Here is a 23,012-nt window from a genome sequence, read left to right as displayed (position 1 = left end):
AGTTATATCGGCATATTTCCTCTAGTTTCAAGATACTTTTTCTAAGATTTCTTATTTTTGTATCGATTTGTAGTATTGGCCTTTTTCTACGTATTGGTTCATGATTCTATCACGATCTTTTATGTCTTCCTCAGTTAACTCACGAATCACCTTGGCAGGGCGACCAAACGCAAGCGTGTTCGGCGGAATTTTCTTTCCTTGAGGAACTAAACTGCCGGCTCCAATGAATGCACCTTCGCCAATTTCTGCCTGATCTAGTATAATAGAACCCATTCCAACTAAAGCTTTCTTTCGGATGGTGCAGCTATGTAAAATCACTTGGTGACCGATGGTGACTTCGTCTTCAATTATGAGCGGATTATTTGGACTTTGGTGTAAAATAGAGTTATCCTGAATGTTCACGCGGTTCCCAATAATTGTCGGGGCAACATCACCGCGGATAACCGTACCAAACCATATACTTGTTTGGTCACCAATGACAACATCTCCAGTTACCGTCGTATAATCAGCAAGGTACGCAGTCTCAGCAATTTTTGGGGTTTTATCATGGTAAGGATAAATCATAAACATCCTCCTTTATGTAATCATATATTTACTATAACGAATTTATAGAAATTTTTCTTATACTTTTTTTAGAAGGGGCAATACATATGTGGAAATGGGAAGCGGAAGGGAATGCCAGAGCCGTTATTGTTATTGTTCATGGGGCGATGGAGCATCATAGAAGATACGGTTGGCTTATTGAGCAGTGGAGAAACTCGGGCTTTCATGTCGTCATGGGTGATTTGCCTGGTCATGGATTAACGACAAGATCAAGAAGAGGGCATATCGATTCATTCGAAGAGTATGTGGATGAAGTAAAAAAGTGGATTGATGCATCCTATCAATTTGATTTACCAGTATTCTTAATTGGTCATAGCATGGGAGGACTGATTACACTAAGGCTTCTACAAAAAGAGCGATTAAATGTAGCTGGTGTCATTCTTTCATCTCCTTGCTTAGGTTTAGTGAACAAGCCTTCTCCTATCTTACACGCGGCAACCTTTATTTTAAATAAAGTGTTCCCAGCTTTACGAGTATCTTCTGGAATTTCTTTGGATATGGTGACGAGAAATGAAGATGTAAGAGAATTGGACCTTAAAGACACTTTATATGTAAAAAAGATATCGGTACGCTGGTATCGTGAGCTAGAAGAGGCGATGAAGAATGCATTCGCAATGATTAAAAGAACTCAGGACACCCCATTATTGGTTGTTCAAAGTGGGGATGACAGGATCGTAGATAAAGAGAAGGTAAGAAGTTGGTTCAACTCTGTCCCACTATCGGAGAAACGTTTCAAGGAATGGCCAAAGTGCTATCATGAAGTGTTTAATGAACCAGAACGGGAAGAAGTATTTTTATATGTTAAAGATTTCGTAGAAGGTCAATTAAAAGGACTAGGATATATTGTGTGAGTGAGGTGAAATACATGAGTGTTCCAACAATGCCCATCAGCTTAATGACGGAAGTGTATAGGAAGGTTCTACCTGCTGTACATAGAGAACTGAATGGGTGGAAGGCACGAGCAAAAGAAATCCCGAATCTAGAGCTTCGGAGGCAAGCACTAGCTAGCATTGAACACAAAACCTTTCATTGTGAGGGCGGTGGAATTCTTTCTTTAATGGGAATGGACCGGTATGAAGAAGCCATTCGTTTTATCGTTGCATATCAGACGATTAGTGATTATTTAGATAATTTATGTGACCGGAGTACTTCTCTTGATCCGATCGATTTTGCGACGTTGCATGAATCAATGGAACATGCTCTTACCGTTGGGAAAGTGCAGAAGAATTATTATGAGCATCGGGAAGACCAGGATGATGGAGGGTATTTACATGACCTAGTGGCAACTTGTCAGGAGGTCCTTGCAGGGGTAGATAAGTACGAAATGATACGAGAACACTTGCTTGAGTTATGCCATTATTATTGCGATTTACAAATCCATAAGCATGTTCAACACGAAGAACGAATTCCCCGACTGAAAAATTGGTTTGGTAAGCATAGTAGCAAAATACCTGAAATGGAATGGTATGAATTTTCTGCTTGCTCCGGTTCTACCTTAGGAATATTCTGCCTTGTTTCATTTGCTATGAGCGAAAGATTTGCTCATCACCATGCAGATTCCATTCGTGAAGGTTATTTCCCTTATGTGCAGGGATTACATATTCTACTGGATTACTTTATCGATCAGGAAGAGGATTTAGATGGTGGAGATCTTAATTTTTGTTTTTACTATAAAGATGAAAAAGCGCTGTTCGAACGACTTAATCATTTTGTAAATGAAGCAGATCGCCACATTGAAAATCTCCCATATAAAAGGTTTCATCAGTTGATTAACCGAGGTTTATTAGGTATTTATTTATCAGATGATAAAGTACGTAATCAAAAAGGAGTAAGAAAGCTTTCACGAACAATGATATGGAACTCAGGTCCCGTTGGTTTATTCTTCTATATCAATGGACGTTTGTATCGCTCCGTACAAAAATGGAATATATTTCGAGCTCGAACACAGTAAAACAGTCTGAAATCAATTTTCAGACTGTTTTTTTTAAGATCGTTTTTCAATTGCGATGATAAATGGGGCATTGTTTTTCTGATTTTCAAACTGATAACGTAGGACATGTGCCTTTTCTTGGTCTAACTCTTTCACATATTGTAACAGTTTATCCCGTTCAATCGCACCTTCTTCATGCCCATGATAAATGACAAGGACAATGATTCCCTCGACAGCTAAAAGGTCCAATAGCTGCTCAATGGCAAAAATAGTAGTTTCAGGTTTTGTAACAATGCTCTTGTCTCCACCAGGTAGATACCCTAGATTAAAAATCGCAGCTGTTACCTTTCCTTTTGCTGATTGGGGAATGAAGTCTTTCACCTCTTCATGTCCACGATGGATAAGGGTGACACGATCTGAAAGGTTTTCCTTCGCTAGACGCTCTTTTGTCGCTTGGAGGGCTTGGTCTTGAATATCAAAACCATACACATGACCTGTACCGCTTGCGAGTTTTGCTAAAAAATAAGTATCATGGCCATTTCCTAGAGTCGCATCTACTGCTACGGTATCCGGGATAAATGCCTTTTCTAGCAAGCTTCTTGCAAAGGGCAAAATTCTCTCTAGCTTCATAAGCTGGTGGCCTCCACATGATAGAACTTCCCTTGCCAGCTGTCTCTTCTTTTGAGTTCAGCGTCAATTGCATTTAATACTTCCCATTTATTCACGCTCCACATGGGTCCAATCATTAAATCAATTGGTCCATCCCCCGTGATTCGATGGACAATCATTTCAGGTGGTAAAATTTCTAATTGGTCACATACTAAGCTTACGTAGTTTTCAAAAGAAAGAAACTCAAGCATTCCTTTCTCATATTGTTTTACCATAGGTGTTCCCTTTAAAAGATGTAATAAATGAATTTTAATTCCTTGAACGTCCAGCTTTGCCACTTCTTTTGCAGTTGCCATCATCATGTCATAGGACTCAAGTGGCAACCCATTTATAATATGTGAGCAAATTCGAATATTATGCTTGCGAAGCTTGTTTACTCCCTCCACATAACATTGGTAATCGTGAGCTCTGTTTATCAATAGTGCAGTTCGCTCATGAACGGTTTGAAGGCCAAGCTCTACCCATAAATACGTTCTCTTATTCAGTTCGGCTAAATATTCAACAACATCGTCTGGTAAGCAATCAGGCCTTGTTGCTATAGATATACCTACAACATCTTCTTGTGAAAGGACGCTTTCAAATTTTTCTTTTAATTCCTCAAGTGGTCCGTGCGTATTTGTATAGGCTTGAAAATAAGCCATATACTTGCCATCTTTCCATTTAAAGTGCATTTTTTCTTTTATTTCTTGGAACTGTGTCGTTAAATCATCTACTCTATTTCCTGCGAAGTCTCCTGAGCCTGCTGCGCTACAAAAGGTACAACCCCCATAAGCAACAGTGCCGTCTCGGTTCGGACAATCAAAGCCGCCATCAAGTGCTACTTTAAACACTTTATGTCCAAAGGTTTGTCTTAAGTGGTAATTCCATGTATGATATCGCTTATTATCTGATGCATATAAAAAAGGATGTAACTTGCTCACCTACGTAATCTCCTTACAATCAAAGTATTCTCATTTTATCAGAAAAAGGGTAGACAACCAACTGGATTAATGATTGGTGAGTTCTGCCACTAGAGAGAAGTTGTAAGAAAAGGAGTACTTGCACACACTACATATGAAGCATATTGCTTCTTTGTTAGAAGAAAAGGGGGGCTTTTAGAATGGCAACTCATCAATCCATGATTAACCTCTTTGAGAGATGTAATGCGGTATTACGAAATGCCGAGACACAGTTTAACATAAGCAGTAGGCAGGATCATTATAACGATGAGAACTTAGATATTGCTATGAGAGAGCTTGAGGATGCATACAATGATGTCGCAAAAATGGCATTAAGTGCAAATGAGGTACAACGAGAAGACTTGCACCGTATGAGGCTGCAAATACAGCAACTCCAAAACCAAATGACTCTACTTGATCGATAGGGGGAGAAGGATGAAAAAGCGTTCGAAACAAAACAACCCTGAGCAAAAAACTAGAAATGGAATCAATAATCAAGATGTAGAGCTTGGATCAGATTTTGATCAGGTTAAAGCTTCAAAAAAGAAGTATGAAAACAAAGGCGGTCAGCCTGTGAAATCTAAGTTTCATCCAGAACCGGAGCAAAGCTCTTAAGCAAATAAGAGTCCCACAGTTGTTGGGGCTCTTATCTTTTTGTTTTGAATTGATTGAATAGTTTTACTCTATTTTTGTCAATAGAAAATCATTGATGTTTCCATTTGAACCAACTAAAATTATTTCTAGACTCGAAATTGTAAAAACTTTTTACAAAGAAAAGGGGCGTTTTTTCATGCCTAGAGCTCTATGGTTACTGATTATAGGGATGGCGGTGAATGTAACTGGCTCTTCTTTTTTATGGCCTTTAAACACGATTTACATCCATGAGCACTTAGGAAAATCATTGACAGTGGCTGGGTTTGTTCTTATGTTGAACGCTGGTGCAAGTGTTGCAGGTAATTTATTTGGAGGAGCTTTGTTTGATAAGATTGGTGGTTATAAAGCCAATTTACTTGGAATCGCAATTACAGTGGCAGCACTAATAGGTCTTACTTTTTGGCATGGGTGGCCCATGTATGTTGTTTTTTTAACGATCATTGGTTTTGGTTCTGGAATCGTATTTCCTTCTATGTACGCAATGGCAGGAACGGTGTGGAAAGAAGGAGGCAGAAGTGCCTTTAATGCAATTTATGTTGCCCAAAATTTAGGGGTTGCTATTGGGGCAGCACTTGGCGGTCTAGTTGCATCGTACTCGTTTCAGTGGATATTTGTTGCCAATACACTAATGTATATCCTCTTTTTATTCATAGCTGTGTTTGGTTACCGTGGAATACAATCGAGCAATAGTGGTGGTAAGCAAACCAATATTTTAGAACAATCTTCTACAGTGAGAAGTCATGCGAAGCTATATGCACTATTGATTTTATGTATTGGGTATTTATTATGCTGGGTTGGTTATGTGCAGTGGCAGTCTACCATTGCTTCACACACACAGGAGCTCGGAATAACATTGAAGCAATACAGTGTATTATGGACCATTAACGGTGCATTGATTGTTGTTGCTCAACCCATCATTAATAAAATATTGAAACCATTTGCTCATCATATCAAAGGGCAAATTATTGCAGGTATTCTTATCTTTATTATGTCATTTGCCGTTGCTTCTATAGCTAATGAATTTTCTGGATTCCTGACAGCGATGGTCATACTTACGATTGGTGAAATGCTTGTCTGGCCCGCGGTACCGACCATTGCAGATAAATTAGCACCAAAGGGAAGAGAAGGATTTTATCAGGGAATCGTCAATAGTACGGCAACAGGTGGCAGAATGATCGGCCCTTTATTGGGTGGAGTACTCGTAGACTTTTACGGCCATCAGATGATGTTATTAATCTTAATCACTTTATTTGTGATCTCCATAATAACCACATTCCTATATGATCGAAATCTTCAAACTAGAACTGAGGCAATACAAACAAGCGTAATGAACTAGCTTTGAACTGAATAGTTTCAGAATTTAAACAAAAGGTCTCGAGAGCAACTCTCTCGGGATCTTTTCATTTTTTAATACGAATTGCAGGAAAAAAGGTTGATTTCCGCTCCAGGCGCTTGCTTTCCGGGGGGCGTTCGCCGAGCCTCCTCATCGCTCCGCTCTTGCGGGGTCTCGCCTAAAACGCTAATCCCCCAGGAGTCAAGCACCTTCCGCTCCAATCAACTAGTATCCTTTTAAACATTGAGGGGGAAAAATCTGATCATTATACTTTTTGAGTGCTTCTGAAGTAAGTTACCATGTCCAAGTTGCTAGTTTGCTTACATTCATGTAAGTAAATTTAAGCATTGCCTTGTTTGTTTTTCGTCATCATGGTAAGGCACTCGAGGTTTAATTCTGCGTTTAACAATTGATTATGGATTGATTGGAGCGGAGGCTGGCGACTCCTGCGGGAAAAGCGGCTCGGCCCCGCCCGCGGAAAGCGTCCAGCCGCAGCGGAAATCCAACCACACTGTCTTAACTATCATTTAATTTACTCAGATGTTTCTACGCCTTAAGTCCGAGGAGAAGTTAAAGCTTGCGCCTCGCTACATTTTTTCGAGGTCCTTCTATAATCAAGGTATAGAATTCAAGGAGGAAGAAAAATGGAAAAATTAATATATGGAGTTGTGGTGGCTACTGGAGCCCTTATGCTTGCAGGGTGCAATATTTTAGCAGTTGGGAAAGATGCTCATGAAAAAAGTCTATCGGTTGAAAGAGATAAAGCAGAAGAAATAGAACTTGAGGTAAATATGGGAGCGGGAGAACTAACATTGGATCAAGGCTCAAAGGAGTGGGTAACGGGAGAGGCGAAGTACAACAATAATGATTTAGAGCCTGAGGTTTCCTATAAATTAACTGGGGATACAGGAAAAATAACTATTGACCAATCAAAAAGCGATGATATCAATGTAAATAAAGGCGGCCTAAAAAATGAATGGAATCTACAGGTAACAAATAAAGTGCCTTTGGAATTAATTGTGAACTCGGGTGCTTCCGCTTCTACATTAAATTTATCAGGTTTGAAGCTTGAAGACCTTAAAATTAACGCTGGTGTTGGGGACCTTACGGTTGATTTAAGTGAAGACTGGAAGAAAAGTTTTGATGTAAATATGGATATGGGCGTAGGTGTTACAACCTTGATATTACCAAAAGATGTTGGGGTACAGGTGATTTCTGAAAAAGGTTTAGGAGTGAGATCCGTGGAAGGATTATCGTCAGAGGGAGATGGAGTCTACGTAAATGACCAATTTGGCAAAAGTGACGTTACAATAACGGTGAATGCGGATATAGGAATTGGGGAGTTTGAGATTAAAGAGGAGTAGTCACTCATTTGTGGAGAACTGATCGAAACAATCGATCAGTTTTTTTCTGCTTTACACCATTCTCTGAAAAGTATGATAATGGAATAAAAAGCGGGAGGAGCCATCTAATGATTCATGCATTGTCAAAGCTTTCTGTGGATACGATTGAGACGATTGTTGAAAACGCATTTGAGTGGCTAGTGGTTGTTGATAGAGAAGGCTTAATTACTTATATAAATAAAAATTATTGTGAGTTTATTGGCGTGAACAGAGATGAAGTAATCGGGGTTCATGTGTCAAAGGTTATAGAGAATTCGAGAATGCATATTGTAGCGAGTACAGGTAAGGAAGAGATTGCAGATCTTCAGTATATTAAGGGCAATTATATGATTGCGAATCGTGTCCCCATTTTTTCAAAAGGGGAAGTGATTGGTGCGTTTGGAACCGTTTTCTTTCGGGATACACAAGCATGGATGAAGATGAACTCACATGTAAAGAGCTTGCTGTCAAAGATGCAAAGCTACATACAAGATCTTGATCGAAGCGTCAAATACTCATTAGAGGATATTCTAGGAACATCCAAGCAAATTGTCAGTTTAAAAGAAAAGGTCAAAATGATTTCGGCGAGTGATATTTCGATCCTAATTCGAGGAGAAAGTGGTACGGGAAAAGAGCTTTTTGCGCACAGCATTCATCAGCTGAGCAATCGAAGTCATCAGCCATTCGTTAAGATCAATTGTGCAGCCATCCCAGAGCATCTATTAGAATCTGAACTTTTTGGTTATGAGGAAGGTGCGTTTACAGGGGCAAAGAAAGGTGGGAAAAAAGGAAAGTTTCATCTAGCGGATGGAGGAACTCTTTTCTTAGACGAAGTGGGCGACATGCCATTAAATATGCAGGTGAAGTTACTGCGTGCACTTCAAGAAGGAGAAATTGAAAGTGTTGGGGCACTAAAGCCAATGAATGTAGATGTTCGGATTATTGCTGCGACTAACCGTCCTTTAGAAAAAATGATGGAGGAAAAACGATTTCGGGAAGATCTTTTTTATCGAATTAATGTTGTCCCCTTTTATGTCCCGTCATTACGCGAAAGGATGGAAGATATCCCGATCTTACTAGAGTACTTTATTAATAAGATTACAAGAAAAAGTGGGAAAAGAATACATGGAGTGAGTGAAGACGTGTCTGATTTGCTTCAAACGTATAGTTGGCCAGGAAATATCCGAGAGCTAGAAAATGTGATGGAGGCGGCCATTCACTTATCAAATGGAGAAATCATTACAGTGGAGTCCTTACCGGATTATATTCATGACTCGTCGGTTTACCCACTTGGAAAAAGGAAGCTAAAGGAAATAATGGACGAAACCGAGCGAAGAGTTCTTCAGCAAAGCTTAGTAAAGTTTAATCATGATAAACTTTTGGCAGCTAAAGCACTAGGAATTAGTAAATCCACAATGTATGATAAATTAAAAAAATATGGGCTTGAGTAGTCCAGATATCCGGAATATGTTCCAGATTTCTGGACTTCTTTCTGTCTATGATTTTATTAAGCCCATTCAAGTAAAGGACATGTTTTTTTGGAAATCTATTCTATGATTTTTGAGATCTAATAGACGGTACATTCCGGAAATCCGGAAAAAATGTTCAATAAATAGTCATAAAAATCACATCACAATAAGGATTTACAGTTTGGCATAATCCTTGCATAAAGAAAAGGGAAGGGAGGGTGCGGAAGAAAGTGTAACCGTTTGCAATCTCATTCGACAACAAAGGGGGATATAAGATGCTAAGTATGATTGGTTTAATTGGTGGTTTGGCCTTATTAATTTTCTTAACGATGCGAGGAATGAATTTACTTGTCGCAGGTCCATTATCAGCATTGTTTGTTGCTGTTCTGAATGGAATGCCATTGTTTCCACAACTTGTAGCAGAAGGGGAAGCGAACCTTGTTGGAAACTATATGTCTGGTTTTTCTAGCTTTGTTACGGCTTGGTATTTAATGTTCCTTTTAGGGGCTATCTTTGGAAAAGTTATGGAAGATAGCGGTGCAGCTGATTCGGTTTCTAGGTTGATTGTTGAGAAGCTTGGAATGAAGTATGCCATTCTTGCCATTGTTGCTGCCTGTGCGGTGTTAACGTATGGAGGAGTAAGTTTGTTCGTTGTGGCTTTTTCTGTCTATCCGATGGCGCTTAGTTTGTTTAAACAAGCGAACTTGCCACGACGTTTCATCCCTGCAGCATTAGCCTTTGGATCAGTTACCTTTACGATGACCTCTGCGGGCTCGCCTGAAATCCAAAACTGGATTCCAATTGATTATTTGAATACTTCTCCTTATGCGGGATGGGAAGTTAGCTTAATTGTTGCCGTATTTATGATGATTTTTGGTTATTGGTGGCTAAAGCACATGATTACAAAAGCGGTGGAAAAAGGAGAGTACTTTGTTGAACGAGATGGTGATCCGGTTAATGAAGAAAGAGAGCTACCAAATCCTTTAATGGGGATTTTGCCGTTAGTCGTAGTTCTTGCAATTTCATTTATTTTTCATGACTCCTTAAAGCAATCGGCACTTATTATTGCACTTTTGGGCGGTGTTATCGCGACATATGCCCTTAACCGTAAATATTTTAAAAACTTTTGGAGTGCTGTTTCAGAAGGAACTCTTGGTGCTTTAATTGCCATAGGTAATACAGCTGCTGTTGTAGGATTTGGCGGTGTTGCGAAGGCAGTTCCTGCTTTTGGAGTGGCTGTTGACTTTATGACGAGCATTCCAGGAAGCCCTTTAATTGGAGGGGCAATAGCAGTTAGTGTCATTGCGGGTATGACCGGTTCAGCCTCTGGTGGTCAAGCGATTGCCTTGCCATTACTTGCGCCTCATTACATGGATATGGGAGTTAATCCGGAAGCGCTCCACCGAGTCGTAGCGATTTCATCTGGAGCATTGGACTCTCTCCCTCATAACGGATATGTGGTCACAACTGTTCGTGCCATTTGTGGGGAAAGTCATAAGGATGCCTATAATCCAGTTGGTGCCGTAACCGTCATTGTACCTACTTTAGGTGTAATTCTTGCGATTATTCTATTTTCTTTAGGTGTAGGTATCTAGAAAGGAGTTTCTCATGAAGGACCAACCGATTGTTTTTGTGACGGGGGCAGCCCAGGGGATAGGATATGAGATTAGTAGAAAGTTTGCTGAGCAAGGTGCAAAGATTGTCTTAACGGATGTTAATGAAGAAGCGGTTGTCGCTTCAGCAAACGAGATTCGAGGGTTAGGTTTTGAGGCAATAGGAATCAAATGCGATGTAACAAAGGAAGAAGAAATTATTGCAGCGATTGACCATGTGATTTCTCATTTAGGATCCATTGATGTGTTAATCAATAATGCAGGACTTCAACATGTATCATATCTTGAGGAATTTCCAACAGAAAGGTTTGAGTTGTTGATAAAAGTCATGTTAACAGCACCGTTTATGTTAACAAAGCATGTGTTGCCTCATATGAAAAAACAAGGTTTCGGTCGAATCATTAATATGGCATCTATCAATGGGTTAGTAGGGTTCGCTGGTAAAGCCGCATACAATAGTGCGAAGCATGGAGTGATTGGGTTAACGAAAGTAACAGCCCTAGAAGCAGCAACCTATGGAATTACGGTGAACGCTCTTTGCCCAGGTTATGTAGACACTCCACTGGTACGTAATCAGCTAGCAGATCTAGCCAAGACAAGAGGAGTAGAGCTAGAAAGAGTTCTCGAGGAAGTTCTCTACCCCCTCGTCCCACAAAAACGCTTGTTAACTGTTGACGAGATTGCTAGTTACGCGATTTTTCTGGCAAGTGAAGCGGCGAAAGGGATTACTGGTCAAGCGGTCGTTATTGACGCAGGCTATACGGTTCAATAAAAAATACACACACACTACTCCTTATCTTCATATGCTACAAAACACAACTTGCATCGAACTAGAAAATACACTACAATAGCATCATACTTAAATATGTGGTGACCATGATAAGGAGTAGTAGTGAGAAATACCTGAAAGTAGAGAGTTGACGGATGGTGAAAGTCAACCAGGTGTCCATGAACTCGCCTTTGAGTCGCAAGTGTGAAAGAAAGTAATGCTTGCCGTATTCCGCGTTAAGGATAATGAAGCGAGTGACTTGTGCACTAATGTGGGTGGTACCGCGGGAGATTCTACATAATCCTCTCGTCCCTTTTTATAGGGACGGGATTTTTTGCGTTTAAACAAGTATTTTTAGGAGGAATTAAAAGTGAGCTTTAATCATCAAGAAATTGAAAAAAAGTGGCAGAGCTTTTGGGATGTTAACAAGACGTTTCAAACTAGTGAAGAAAAAGGTAAACGCAAATTTTATGCGTTAGATATGTTTCCATATCCATCTGGAGCTGGACTGCATGTAGGGCATCCAGAAGGGTACACAGCAACAGATATTTTATCACGTATGAAGCGTGCGCAAGGCTATAACGTTTTACACCCAATGGGATGGGATGCGTTTGGTCTTCCAGCTGAGCAATATGCATTAGACACAGGGAATGATCCTGCTGAATTCACGGCATTAAATATTGCCACATTTAAGCGTCAAATCAAGGCATTAGGTTTCTCATACGATTGGGATCGCGAAGTGAACACTACAGATCCTGAATATTATAAATGGACACAATGGATTTTCTTAAAGTTGTTTGAAAAAGGCCTAGCCTATATTGATGAGGTAGCCGTAAACTGGTGTCCAGCTCTTGGAACGGTATTATCAAATGAAGAAGTAATTGATGGAAAAAGTGAACGTGGTGGTCATCCCGTTGAACGACGTCCAATGAAGCAGTGGGTATTAAAAATTACTGCGTATGCAGATCGTTTATTAGAGGACTTAGAAGAACTTGACTGGCCAGAGAGCTTAAAGGATATGCAACGCAACTGGATCGGTCGTTCTGAAGGTGCCGAGATTACTTTTAATATTGAGGGTAATGACGGGCAGTTCACGGTCTTTACAACAAGACCTGATACATTATTCGGTGCAACGTATGCGGTATTAGCACCAGAGCATGTTTTGGTTGAAAGAATAACGACAGCTGAGATGCGCGACGCGGTTCAAGCATACATTGAACAGATCAAGAGCAAGAGTGATTTGGAGCGTACCGATTTAGCTAAAGACAAAACAGGTGTATTTACAGGTGCTTATGCAGTTAATCCGGTTAATGGAGCGAAAATGCCAATCTGGATCGCTGATTATGTACTTGTTAGCTATGGAACAGGAGCGATCATGGCGGTACCTGGTCATGATGAGAGAGACTACGAATTTGCTAAGAAATTCGATTTACCAATTGTGGAAGTCGTTGCAGGTGGAGATGTTTCCAAGGAAGCTTATACAGGTGATGGTGAGCATGTAAACTCTGACTTCTTAAATGGAATGAACAAAGAAGAAGCGATTTCTCGTATGATTGCTTGGTTAGAGGAAAAAGAAATCGGAACGAAGAAGGTTACGTACCGTCTACGCGATTGGTTATTTAGCCGCCAACGCTATTGGGGAGAGCCAATTCCAGTCATTCACTGGGAAGATGGAACAATGACAGCTGTTCCTGATTCAGAGCTTCCATTGGTGTTGCCAAAAACGACAGAAATTCGTCCGTCTGGTACAGGCGAATCGCCACTTGCGAATATCGAAGACTGGGTGAACGTAGTTGACCCTGTAACAGGTAAGAAGGGACGTCGTGAAACAAATACGATGCCGCAATGGGCAGGAAGCTGCTGGTACTACTTACGTTATATTGATCCGAAGAATGATCAAGCGTTAGCAGATCCAGAAAAATTAAAAGAGTGGCTTCCAGTTGATATTTATATCGGTGGAGCAGAGCATGCGGTTCTTCACTTGCTTTATGCTCGATTCTGGCATAAGTTTTTGTATGATATCGGTGTAGTAAGCACAAAAGAACCATTCCAAAAATTGTTTAACCAAGGGATGATTCTTGGAGAAAACAATGAAAAAATGAGTAAATCAAAAGGAAATGTCGTAAACCCTGACGAAATCGTTGGAACCCATGGTGCCGATACTCTACGTTTATACGAAATGTTCATGGGTCCACTTGAAGCATCGATTGCATGGTCAACACAAGGATTAGACGGTTCTCGCCGCTTCTTAGACCGTATTTGGCGCTTGTTAGTGGATGAAAATGGAGAGATTGCAGAGAAGGTTCAATCGGTTGATTCTTCTAGTCTGGAAAAGGTTTATCACCAAACCGTGAAAAAGGTGACTGAGGACTTTGAAGGATTACGCTTTAATACAGCTATTTCGCAGTTAATGGTATTTATTAACGAAGCTTATAAAACACCAGTGCTTCCAAAAGACTTTGTGGAGGGCTTTGTGAAATTGCTTGCTCCGATTTGTCCACATATCGCAGAAGAGCTTTGGTCAAAGTTAGGTCATAGCGAAAGCATTTCCTATGAAGCTTGGCCAGCATTTGATGAAGCGAAGCTAGTTGATGATGAAGTAGAAATCGTCGTTCAAATTAACGGTAAGGTGAAGGCGAAGCTTATGGTACCGTCTGATGCAAATAAAGAAGCACTAGAGCAAATAGCAATGGATGATACAACAGTCAAAGAGCAAATCGATGGCAAGACTGTTCGAAAAGTAATCGCTGTACCAGGGAAATTAGTTAATATTGTAGCAAATTAAGTGTATGATAGGGCTCCCATTCACTCGGGGGCTCTTGTTCTAAAATAGAAAGATTGAAATGTACCGAGCAAGTCGTGTACGATAGAAGAAAAATTAAAAGGGGTAATGTTGGATGGTAAAAGAAATTACAACTGCAGAGTTACAAGAAAAGCTAGAAAAAGGGGAAAAGCTAGAACTGATCGACGTGCGTGAGGACGAAGAAGTAGCTGCTGGAATGATTCCTGGTGCAAAGCATATTAAAATGGGGGAAATCCCTATGCGTTTAGACGAATTAGATCAAGATACGGAGTACATATTCATTTGTCGCTCAGGTGGAAGAAGTGAAAATGTATGCTATTTCCTGCATGACCATGGCTATAATGTAGTGAATATGGTCGGCGGCATGATGAAATGGACTGGAAAAGTAGAATAATGTAATGGGGCCTAGGAAACTAGGCTTTTTTTATGCTTTTAAAATATCTGAATTTTGTTAATACTCTATAATAAAAGGGAGTGAGACTAATGATTCAGGTAAAACTGTTTGATGAGGAGCATGAAAAAGACCTTGAAAAGAAAATGAATCGTTTTCTCGAAAAGGTGGATGAACAAAAGCTAGTTGATATTAAATACAATATTGCTGCCTTACCAGAAGACGTGGATGAGCAAATTTATTGTTTTACCGCCATGATTATATATAAAGCCTGAGGAAGAAAACATCCTCAGGCTTGACTTAAAGCATATTCAGCACTATTCACTCCAGCTAATCGTCCCGTTACGAGGGCAGAAGTAATATTATACCCACCAGTATATCCGTGGATATCTAGTATCTCCCCACAAAAATACAACCCATCAACAAGCTTGGATGCCATTGTTTGCGGTTCAACTTCTTTCACAGACACTCCGCCACCTGTAACGAAAGCTTTTTCAAGGGAAAGAGTTCCATTCACCTTAAACTGAAACTGTTTGCAAGCTTTTACAAAGTTTCGAAGCTTATCATGGGAAATGACACCACCCTGTTCGTTTGCATCGATGTCAGCAACCTGTAATAAAAACAATAAATAGCGTTCGGGCAAATACCCCTTAAGTATATTTTTTACACTTTTCTTTGGGTCGGCTTTTACCATCGCAATGATTTCCTGGAATAGTGGTTCCTCTTTTTTACCAGGAAGGGCATCAATACTCATTACCACTTCCTTTAGATCCCATTTTTTCATCGCCTTCACCACATACTGGCTGCAACGAAGAACTGCCGGGCCACTAATCCCAAAGTGAGTGAAAATCATATCCATCTCATGGGTGATGAGAGGCTTGCCCTTTGGATTTAACACACTAAGGCCGACTCCACGTAATGACAATCCTTGAAGCTCCTTTGACTGAATAAAAGGTTCATTTGAAGTAATAGGAACTTCGGTTGGAAATAGGTCAGTGATTGTGTGTCCTGCCTTTTCCGCCCAAGCATATCCGTCTCCCGTTGAACCTGTATGAGGAACAGACTTTCCACCGACTGCTAAAATAATCGCAGAGGCAGAGTATCTTTCTTTGTTTTTTAATCGTACTGCAACCGCCTTGCCATTTTCATACTCAACTGTTTCGACTGGGGAGTTTGTCTGTATATCCACCTTAAGCTCTTTCATCCTTCTGATCATTGCATCAACAACAGATTGGGCTTTATCTGAAACAGGAAACATCCGTCCATGGTCTTCCTCTTTTAGTTGAATTCCAAGCTTTTCAAAAAAGGAAATGATATCCTCGTTACTAAATATCGAAAACGCGCTATATAAAAATCGACCATTACCAGGGATATGCTTGATAATTTCATCCACTGGAAGTCGATTCGTCACATTACAACGACCACCACCAGATATAGCAAGCTTTCTCCCTAGCTTGTCTCCTTTATCAATTAAAAGCACCTTAGCTCCTTTTTCACCTGCAGCAATGGAAGCCATTAAACCAGAAGGGCCACCACCGATGACGATTACGTCATAATTCATATCAATCACCAACTTTCATTACATCATTATAAGACAGCTTGCATAGAAAGAAAACTTTTCCACAAAAAGTAGCATCAAAGCACGGAGTTGTGTACACTCAAATTAGGTTCACACAAAAATCACAGTTTTTTTCATACTTTATGATAAAATATGAATTTGGCGTTTGAAATCATTTCTGCATTTCTACATAGGAAGGGATCACATGCAATCTAAGTTATTACGAGGAACATTTATTCTAACTTTAGGAACATTTATTTCAAAATTATTAGGTCTTTTTTATGTTATTCCGTTTGCAAGGATTGTAGGAGAGACAGGGACCGTCCTGTATCAATATTCCTATGTTCCTTATACCATATTTATCAGTCTTGCAACCGCTGGAGTACCTCTAGCTGTAGCTAAATTTATTTCTAAATATAATGCCATGGATGAATATGCGGTTGGCAGGAGGCTCTTTAAGTCAGGATTAGTCGTCATGCTTGGGACAGGTTTGGCTGCCTTCCTAATTCTATATTTATCAGCACCAATTGTTGCAGACATAATCATTGCTGATCATGACAAACAAACCAACCCAAAAGATGTTGTAACAGTCATTCGAGCAGTAAGTTTTGCACTTATCATAATTCCGTTTATGAGTTTAATACGTGGATTTTTTCAAGGTCATCAATCGATGGGACCTTCGGCTGTGTCACAGGTGGTTGAACAGATTGTTCGAATCGCTTTTCTATTATCGGGAGCCTTTATCGTCCTAAATGTAATGAAAGGTGAAGTTGTTACTGCCATTAGTATTGCAACATTCTCAGCCTTCGTTGGAGGTTTGGGTAGTTTATTTGTTCTCTTTTGGTATTGGTATAAGAGAAAGCCACATCTTGATGAATTACTTCTACAAGATAAGGGAACCGTTCAAGTATCATTAAAAGATATGTACAAGGAAATTCTGATTTATTCCATTCCATTTATTCTTGTTGGAATTGCCAATCCTTTATTCCAATGGATTGATACGATGACCTTTAACCGGGCAATGACTTCGATTGGTCTTGGAAGTATTTCAGAAATAGAGCTTGCTAAATTAAGCTTTAATACCCATAAGTTAGTGATCATTCCTGTATCGTTGGCAACGGCTTTTTCATTAACACTAGTGCCTAGTATTACTCAAGCCTTTATTTCAAAAGACCAAAAGGCAGTAAACAAGCAACTCAACCAAACCTTTCAGGTGCTGATGTTCATCACCTTGCCAGCAGCACTTGGACTTTCACTACTTGCTGAGCCTGCGTATACGGTTTTTTACGGACCTAATGCATCTGGGACTGACATCCTCCAGTTATATGCACCAGTTGCGGTTTTGTTTGCCCTTTACTCAGTGACAGCAGCGATATTACAAGGAATTGACCAGCAAAAGTTCACCATACTAAGCCTGTTAGTAGGAATTCTGGTGAAGCTCTCCCTAAATATTCCATTCATAAAGTGGTTTGAGACAGACGGAGCAATTTACGCAACCGCACTTGGTTACGGAGTTGCGATTGCGATTAATTTGGTCGTTATTAAAATATTCTCTGGGTATCGTTTCCGCCTCGTTATGCGGAGAGGATTGCTGATTGTTATTTTTAATGTGCTTATGATACTCGTAGCAGCCCTTGTATACTATTTAACAACACTGGTTTTATCTCCAAAATCTGAGATGGAGTCTATTATTATTATCCTCCTCTCAGCAGCAGCTGGCGCAGGAATTTATGTATATTTAAGCTTTAAAACTCGTCTCATCTACTTTTTATTTGGTGAACGTGTGGAAAGAATCATGAAGAAGGTCAAACTAAGAGGGTAAGACTCCACTGGGAGGGAAACAATTGCGTATTGATAAAATGCTTGCTAATTTAGGCTATGGAAGTAGAAAAGATGTAAAAAAACTGTTAAAAGACGGCGCAGTAGTCGTGAATGATAAAGTAATAAAAGATTCCAAACAACATATTGATCCAGACAATGACGTGGTTACCTTAAATGGAGAGGTAGTCGAGTACAAGGAATTTGTTTATTTAATGATGAACAAACCACCTGGTGTCATATCAGCTACTGAAGATAATCATGATGAGACAGTGATTGATCTGCTTGAATATGAGGATCAAGTGTTTGAACCGTTTCCAGTAGGACGCCTTGATAAAGATACGGAAGGACTCTTATTGATAACAAACGATGGGCAGCTATCTCATCGTTTGTTATCTCCAAAGAAGCACGTACCCAAAACTTACTTCGCAGTTATTGAAGGAATGGTCACTAACGATGATGGGGAAGCTTTTCAAAAGGGAGTCACACTCGATGATGGGTATGTGACGAAGCCAGCATATTTAACGATTTTGAAATCAGGAATAACATCTGATATTGAGCTAACGATTACAGAAGGGAAATTCCATCAAGTAAAACGAATGTTTGAAGCCGTAGGAAAAAGAGTCATTTATTTAAAAAGATTATCAATGGGGCCACTAAAGCTTGATGAGACTCTAGAATTAGGGGAGTATCGAGAATTAACGGACGAGGAACTAGAAGAGTTAATCAATTACGAAGTGAAATAAAGAGTTCGCCCTTCCGATGAGGGAAGGGCGAACCGTCATTTAAGATGATATTTTTACCTTTTTTTCGGTTGTTGTCCATTTTCCACGACTTGGACTTTCGACTAGGTCATTATAAGCTAAAACATTTAGATCTCTCTGGATCGTTCGAGGAGTGATACCAAATTCCTCCACAAGCTCTTGCGTCGTGACAATTCCATGGTTATTAATAAACATGTAGATGGATTTGATACGGTTTAACATCCGGTTAGTCGAAGGTTTCAAAAAACCACTCCCTATCCTTTTTTCAAACCTTTGGCAAATAGCTACAACGGACGACTTCTTGAAGATGACTCTCCAAATGTATGTAAGCTTCTTTTCCCTAGACAACCCCTTTACAAGTGAATTATAAGCTGACTAAATGAAAATGTCTTTTCTTGTAGATTATTGTACTCTTATTTACAGATAATTTCTACTTTTACATAATAATTTAATAAAACGGTAATCTTTTCTTTAAAATATCCCTCCTTTTTCTTGCTGCTGTTACATTCTATTACTTAAGTCATACCAGTTATGATAAGAAATTTGATTTTTGAAAAAATAGGACAATAATAATTTGAAAGGAATGACACAGATTGAATACTTATTTACCTGCACAGCTTGTCCATCGCAAAGAGAATATCTATTTTGCACTTGTTTTAACTTTTAGTATTTTAACCTATCTTTTTTTAGTTTTTTCTATTCTAGGTATAGGAATTATTATCGTCATGGTCCTCTTATCCGTATTTTTTCATGGATTAATGGTCGGAGGCATTAGAAGAAATGGTGTACGTATAAGTGAAGAACAATTTCCTACCCTTTATCAAAAGGCACAGGAAACGGCCGCACAAATGGGCTTAGAAAAGATGCCCCAAATGTATGTTATTGAATCACAAGGAACATTAAATGCATTTGCGACCAGATTTTTTGGGAGAAATATGGTGGTCCTTTATTCGGAGATATTTGAACTTATTGAAAGAGATGCAGAAGATGAAGTACTATTTGTTCTTGCTCATGAGTTTGCTCATTTAAAAAGGAAGCATGTAACGGTGAATTTTCTTCTATTACCAGCCATGTGGGTCCCTTTTTTAGGAGATGCCTACTTACGGGCATGTGAATATACATGCGACCGTTATGCAACCTATTACTCTGGATCACTACCAGCATCAAAAAACGCTTTGACCATTTTAGCAATTGGGAAGGAGCTTTATAAAAAAGTCAACAAAGAGTCATATATGAGACAAATAGAATCGGAAGCAGGCTTCTTTGTTTGGTTAAATGAAAAGCTCTCTACACATCCTCATCTGCCAAAAAGATTATATGAAGTTGATAAATTCTTTTCAGAAACAGAAGTGGAGACGTTAAAGGAACCAAAAAGAGGAATCGTAATTGGAGTAATCGTAGCTTTATTGCTATCACTTGTATTTGCTGGCGGCGTGTATATGACCTACAAGGCACTAGAGAAGTTCAATGTATTCTCTGAAGCTTTTGAAATCGAGGGTATGACACCCCTAATGGAAGCGGCAAGTGAGAACGATACGGATGCCATATCCACTCTTTTAGATGAAGGTGCTGATGTAAATGAAGCAGATAGTGAAGGCTCAACTGCTCTACATTGGGCGGTTTACTCGGGTTACTATGATGCTGCAGCTTTATTACTTGAAAATGGAGCAGATGCCAATACGGTCGATATATATGATGCCACCCCACTCATCAGTGCTGTTTTTGCGGAGGACGTAGAAATGGTAAAGCTATTGTTAGAATACGGGGCAGATGCAAACTACATCGATGCTTCTGGCTACACCGCCTATGATTACGCATTAGATTACGAAAATGCCGAACTGCAAGAGCTACTGGGTCCATAAGAAAAATGCTGTCCACAAAAAAGGACAGCATTTTTTATTTTGAAACTTCTTCTAGGAATTGTCATTGCGGTTGTCTTTTCCAGCACGGGGATATATTATTTAAGTCAAGTAGATTGGATTTTTTAGGAGGATTTTCGTGACAAACATCAATTGGTTTTCAGAAGTCGAAAAAAGAAAAGATTCATTAATTGAAGATACAAGAAAGCTTTTACAAATAAAAAGCGTTCTAGATGAAGAAAATGCCACTGATGATGCACCGCTCGGACAGGGGGTAAAGGATGCACTCGTCCACATGCTTGAACTTGGGAAGTCTGATGGCTTTGCAATCAAGAATGTAGGAAATCTTGCTGGGCATGTAGAATTCGGAGAAGGACAGGAAATCGTCGGCATTCTTTGTCACGTTGATGTGGTGCCAGAAGGAGATGGATGGTCGAGTGATCCGTATGCAGCAGAAATTCGTGATGGAAATATATATGCTCGTGGGGCCATTGATGATAAGGGACCAACAATGGCCGCTTATTATGCAATGAAAATTGTAAAAGAACTTCAATTGCCTCTTTCGAAAAGAGTGAGAATGATCATTGGAACGGATGAAGAAAGCAACTGGCGCTGTGTGGAGCATTATTTTGAACAGGAAGAGATGCCGACTATGGGTTTTGCGCCAGATGCTGATTTCCCGATCATATTTGCTGAAAAAGGAATCTCGGATTTTGACATTGTGCAAAGGGTTTACGAAACGGAGGAAAACAGTGGAACCACTGTTTTATCTTTTCAAGCAGGCAGACGCTACAATATGGTTCCAGACTTCGCCAAGGTGGCCTTACATACCAATCAAGAAGAAACACATATTATTCAAGAATTCCAAACCTTCCTAAATGAGCAACAGCTGAATGGAAAATACTTAGTTGATAATGGACAACTTATTTTAGAACTAGAAGGAGTATCTGTGCATGGGATGGAACCTGATCTTGGGAAAAATGCCGGCATCCTTCTCGCTGTTTTCCTAAATAAATTATCGCTAAGTGGCCTAGCCAAACAGTATTTTTCGTTTATTCAAACCTATTTCTATCAAGATAGCCGTGGAAAACAATTGGGAATTGCTTATACAGATGAGATCTCTGGGGATCTTACGTTGAACGTTGGTAAACTTTCCTTTACAAAAGAAAATGGCGGGATGTTAGGAATCAATCTTCGTTACCCAGTTACAGCTGAACTTGATCAAATACAGGAAAAGTTAGCTCCTGTTCTACATGAACAAGGGTTTGAGGTTCAAAATATATCAGACTCCAAACCTCATCATGTGGATGAAAAGGATTTTCTAATTCAAACCCTGAAAAAGGTTTATGAAGAACAAACAGGTGAGAAGGCAGAGTTGCTTGCGATTGGTGGGGGCACTTATGCACGTTCACTGCAATCAGGAGTTGCCTTTGGGCCATTATTCCCAGGTCGACCGGACGTGGCTCACCAAAAGGATGAGTATATGGTTGTAGAGGATTTGCTAAAAGCAACAGCAATCTATGCTCAAGCCTTATATGAATTAGCTAAATAAATAGAGAACAAAGGGAGTGTATGTATGGAATACGTTATTGTGGGTGGAGAAATAGTAGATCGTGAAATTGCAACGGTAGATATTGAAGATCGTGGCTATCAGTTCGGCGATGGTGTTTATGAAGTAATACGGGTGTATAATGGAAAAATGTTTACGGCAAAAGAGCATTTGAATCGATTGCAGGAAAGTGCGGAAAAGATAAGCATTCAAATACCTTATCAACCGTCGGAACTAGAGGAAATGTTAAAAGGTCTTATTGAGAAAAATGGGCTGGCAAATGGCATTATTTATATGCAATTTACAAGAGGGGCGTCTCCGCGTAATCATGCCTTCCCTCACAACGTAGCTCCTACTTTTGTTGCATATACGAGAAAAGTGGACCGTCCGGTTAGCAGTATGCAAGAAGGCATAAAGGCTATATTCATTGAAGACATTAGATGGCTTCGCTGTGATATTAAGAGTCTCAATTTACTAGGAAATCTACTTGCTAAACAAAAAGCAGTTGAAGCTGGTTGCTTTGAGGCCATACAACATCGAGGGAATATCGTAACAGAAGGCAGTTCCTCTAATGTTGCCATTGTGAAAAACGGAACGGTTATCACTCATCCTGCGAACAACTTGATATTAAACGGAATTACAAGGCAAAAAGTAAAGCAAGTATGTGAGCAAAATCAAATTCCTTTTGAAGAAAGAGAATTCACAGTTGAAGAGGTTTTACGTGCAGATGAAGTATTTTTATCTGGAACAACCGTGGAGGTAACACCCATTGTAGAAGTAGAGAAGAAAAAAATTTCTGAAGGAACTCCAGGTGAAGTTACGAAAAAGCTTCAGCAGTTGATAAAGGACGAAATAGAGAAGGAATGCGGATCGATAGAGTAACTAAAATAGGCTGCCTACTAGGGCAGCC

The 23,012-nt window shown here is 39.7% G+C and carries 22 protein-coding genes and 1 other annotated feature; of the genes, 17 read left to right on the top strand and 5 right to left on the bottom strand.

The features are described from left to right. Window positions 1-51: 51 nt before the first annotated feature. On the bottom strand, window positions 52-564 hold the full coding sequence (locus ACQ5H4_RS16615; protein WP_430776108.1) for a gamma carbonic anhydrase: 513 nt from the start codon (window positions 562-564) through the stop codon (window positions 52-54). Between the two features lie 86 nt (window positions 565-650). Between ACQ5H4_RS16615 and ACQ5H4_RS16610 the strand changes: the two genes are divergently transcribed. Together ACQ5H4_RS16610 and ACQ5H4_RS16605 are read left to right on the top strand one after the other, a co-directional pair. Further along, complete coding sequence (locus ACQ5H4_RS16610) at window positions 651-1,454, top strand: alpha/beta hydrolase (RefSeq protein WP_430776107.1); 804 nt, start codon at window positions 651-653, stop codon at window positions 1,452-1,454. A 14-nt stretch (window positions 1,455-1,468) separates the two neighbouring features. Further along, window positions 1,469-2,554 carry a tetraprenyl-beta-curcumene synthase family protein gene (locus tag ACQ5H4_RS16605; RefSeq protein ID WP_430776106.1) on the top strand — a complete coding sequence of 362 codons (1,086 nt, stop codon included), beginning with the start codon at window positions 1,469-1,471 and terminating at the stop codon, window positions 2,552-2,554. 33 nt (window positions 2,555-2,587) lie between these two features. Here the strand turns inward: ACQ5H4_RS16605 and mnmM are convergent, their stop codons facing one another. After that, window positions 2,588-3,163 carry a tRNA 5-(aminomethyl)-2-thiouridylate-methyltransferase MnmM gene (gene mnmM, locus ACQ5H4_RS16600; RefSeq protein WP_430776105.1) on the bottom strand — a complete coding sequence of 192 codons (576 nt, stop codon included), beginning with the start codon at window positions 3,161-3,163 and terminating at the stop codon, window positions 2,588-2,590. Then, a complete protein-coding gene (gene mnmL, locus ACQ5H4_RS16595; protein WP_430776104.1) occupies window positions 3,160-4,122 on the bottom strand; it encodes a tRNA modification radical SAM protein MnmL/YtqA in 963 nt (320 codons plus the stop codon). Before mnmL ends, mnmM begins: the two co-directional genes overlap by 4 nt. Window positions 4,123-4,301: 179 nt before the next feature. Here mnmL and ACQ5H4_RS16590 point away from each other — a divergent pair, with 179 nt between their 5' ends. From ACQ5H4_RS16590 to ACQ5H4_RS16545, 10 genes are all read left to right on the top strand, one after another. After that, window positions 4,302-4,565 carry a YtzC family protein gene (locus ACQ5H4_RS16590; protein WP_251513388.1) on the top strand — a complete coding sequence of 88 codons (264 nt, stop codon included), beginning with the start codon at window positions 4,302-4,304 and terminating at the stop codon, window positions 4,563-4,565. A 10-nt stretch (window positions 4,566-4,575) separates the two neighbouring features. Beyond that, window positions 4,576-4,755: a glycogen biosynthesis protein GlgD gene (locus ACQ5H4_RS16585; protein ID WP_160546911.1), complete on the top strand. Its 180-nt coding sequence runs from the start codon at window positions 4,576-4,578 to the stop codon at window positions 4,753-4,755. A 175-nt stretch (window positions 4,756-4,930) separates the two neighbouring features. Continuing rightward, complete coding sequence (locus ACQ5H4_RS16580) at window positions 4,931-6,130, top strand: MDR family MFS transporter (RefSeq protein ID WP_430776103.1); 1,200 nt, start codon at window positions 4,931-4,933, stop codon at window positions 6,128-6,130. A gap of 641 nt (window positions 6,131-6,771) precedes the next feature. Beyond that, a complete protein-coding gene (locus ACQ5H4_RS16575; protein ID WP_430776102.1) occupies window positions 6,772-7,491 on the top strand; it encodes a toast rack family protein in 720 nt (239 codons plus the stop codon). Window positions 7,492-7,598: 107 nt separating this feature from the next. Continuing rightward, window positions 7,599-8,960, top strand: a complete 1,362-nt coding sequence (locus tag ACQ5H4_RS16570) for a sigma-54 interaction domain-containing protein (protein WP_430776101.1) — start codon at window positions 7,599-7,601, stop codon at window positions 8,958-8,960. Between the two features lie 293 nt (window positions 8,961-9,253). After that, the gene (locus tag ACQ5H4_RS16565) at window positions 9,254-10,573 is read left to right on the top strand and encodes a GntP family permease (protein ID WP_430776100.1); all 1,320 of its coding nucleotides are present in this window, start codon (window positions 9,254-9,256) and stop codon (window positions 10,571-10,573) included. Between the two features lie 13 nt (window positions 10,574-10,586). Then, entirely contained in the window at window positions 10,587-11,363 is a 777-nt protein-coding gene (locus ACQ5H4_RS16560) for a 3-hydroxybutyrate dehydrogenase (protein WP_430776099.1), read from the top strand. A gap of 95 nt (window positions 11,364-11,458) precedes the next feature. After that, window positions 11,459-11,677 (top strand) — a binding site (T-box leader). Window positions 11,678-11,730: 53 nt separating this feature from the next. Further along, window positions 11,731-14,145 carry a leucine--tRNA ligase gene (leuS, locus tag ACQ5H4_RS16555; protein WP_430776098.1) on the top strand — a complete coding sequence of 805 codons (2,415 nt, stop codon included), beginning with the start codon at window positions 11,731-11,733 and terminating at the stop codon, window positions 14,143-14,145. 112 nt (window positions 14,146-14,257) lie between these two features. After that, window positions 14,258-14,557, top strand: a complete 300-nt coding sequence (locus tag ACQ5H4_RS16550) for a rhodanese-like domain-containing protein (protein WP_119709527.1) — start codon at window positions 14,258-14,260, stop codon at window positions 14,555-14,557. A gap of 89 nt (window positions 14,558-14,646) precedes the next feature. Beyond that, a complete protein-coding gene (locus tag ACQ5H4_RS16545) occupies window positions 14,647-14,829 on the top strand; it encodes a sporulation protein Cse60 (protein ID WP_066057499.1) in 183 nt (60 codons plus the stop codon). Between the two features lie 14 nt (window positions 14,830-14,843). On the opposite strand, the gene ACQ5H4_RS16540 is transcribed toward ACQ5H4_RS16545, so the two are convergent. After that, complete coding sequence (locus tag ACQ5H4_RS16540; protein WP_430776097.1) at window positions 14,844-16,115, bottom strand: BaiN/RdsA family NAD(P)/FAD-dependent oxidoreductase; 1,272 nt, start codon at window positions 16,113-16,115, stop codon at window positions 14,844-14,846. A 202-nt stretch (window positions 16,116-16,317) separates the two neighbouring features. On the opposite strand from ACQ5H4_RS16540, the gene ACQ5H4_RS16535 reads away from it, so the two are divergent. After that, a complete protein-coding gene (locus ACQ5H4_RS16535) occupies window positions 16,318-17,934 on the top strand; it encodes a putative polysaccharide biosynthesis protein (protein ID WP_430776096.1) in 1,617 nt (538 codons plus the stop codon). 22 nt (window positions 17,935-17,956) lie between these two features. Beyond that, the gene (locus tag ACQ5H4_RS16530) at window positions 17,957-18,676 is read left to right on the top strand and encodes a pseudouridine synthase (RefSeq protein WP_391558761.1); all 720 of its coding nucleotides are present in this window, start codon (window positions 17,957-17,959) and stop codon (window positions 18,674-18,676) included. A 39-nt stretch (window positions 18,677-18,715) separates the two neighbouring features. On the opposite strand, the gene ACQ5H4_RS16525 is transcribed toward ACQ5H4_RS16530, so the two are convergent. Next, the gene (locus tag ACQ5H4_RS16525; protein WP_066057490.1) at window positions 18,716-18,937 is read right to left on the bottom strand and encodes a DeoR family transcriptional regulator; all 222 of its coding nucleotides are present in this window, start codon (window positions 18,935-18,937) and stop codon (window positions 18,716-18,718) included. Between the two features lie 350 nt (window positions 18,938-19,287). Here ACQ5H4_RS16525 and ACQ5H4_RS16520 point away from each other — a divergent pair, with 350 nt between their 5' ends. The 3 genes from ACQ5H4_RS16520 (at window position 19,288) to dat (ending at window position 22,984) form a co-directional block, all read left to right on the top strand. After that, window positions 19,288-20,556: a M48 family metallopeptidase gene (locus tag ACQ5H4_RS16520; protein ID WP_430776095.1), complete on the top strand. Its 1,269-nt coding sequence runs from the start codon at window positions 19,288-19,290 to the stop codon at window positions 20,554-20,556. A gap of 136 nt (window positions 20,557-20,692) precedes the next feature. Further along, the gene (pepV, locus tag ACQ5H4_RS16515; RefSeq protein WP_430776094.1) at window positions 20,693-22,105 is read left to right on the top strand and encodes a dipeptidase PepV; all 1,413 of its coding nucleotides are present in this window, start codon (window positions 20,693-20,695) and stop codon (window positions 22,103-22,105) included. Window positions 22,106-22,129: 24 nt separating this feature from the next. Next, complete coding sequence (gene dat, locus ACQ5H4_RS16510) at window positions 22,130-22,984, top strand: D-amino-acid transaminase (RefSeq protein WP_430776093.1); 855 nt, start codon at window positions 22,130-22,132, stop codon at window positions 22,982-22,984. The last annotated feature ends 28 nt before the right edge of the window (window positions 22,985-23,012 follow it).

The organism is Bacillus coreaensis (assembly GCF_050586445.1).
Lineage (GTDB): Bacteria > Bacillota > Bacilli > Bacillales > Cytobacillaceae > Robertmurraya_A > Robertmurraya_A coreaensis.
Note: the sequence above shows the minus strand (reverse complement) of the source record. Positions and strands in the feature narration are given on the sequence as shown.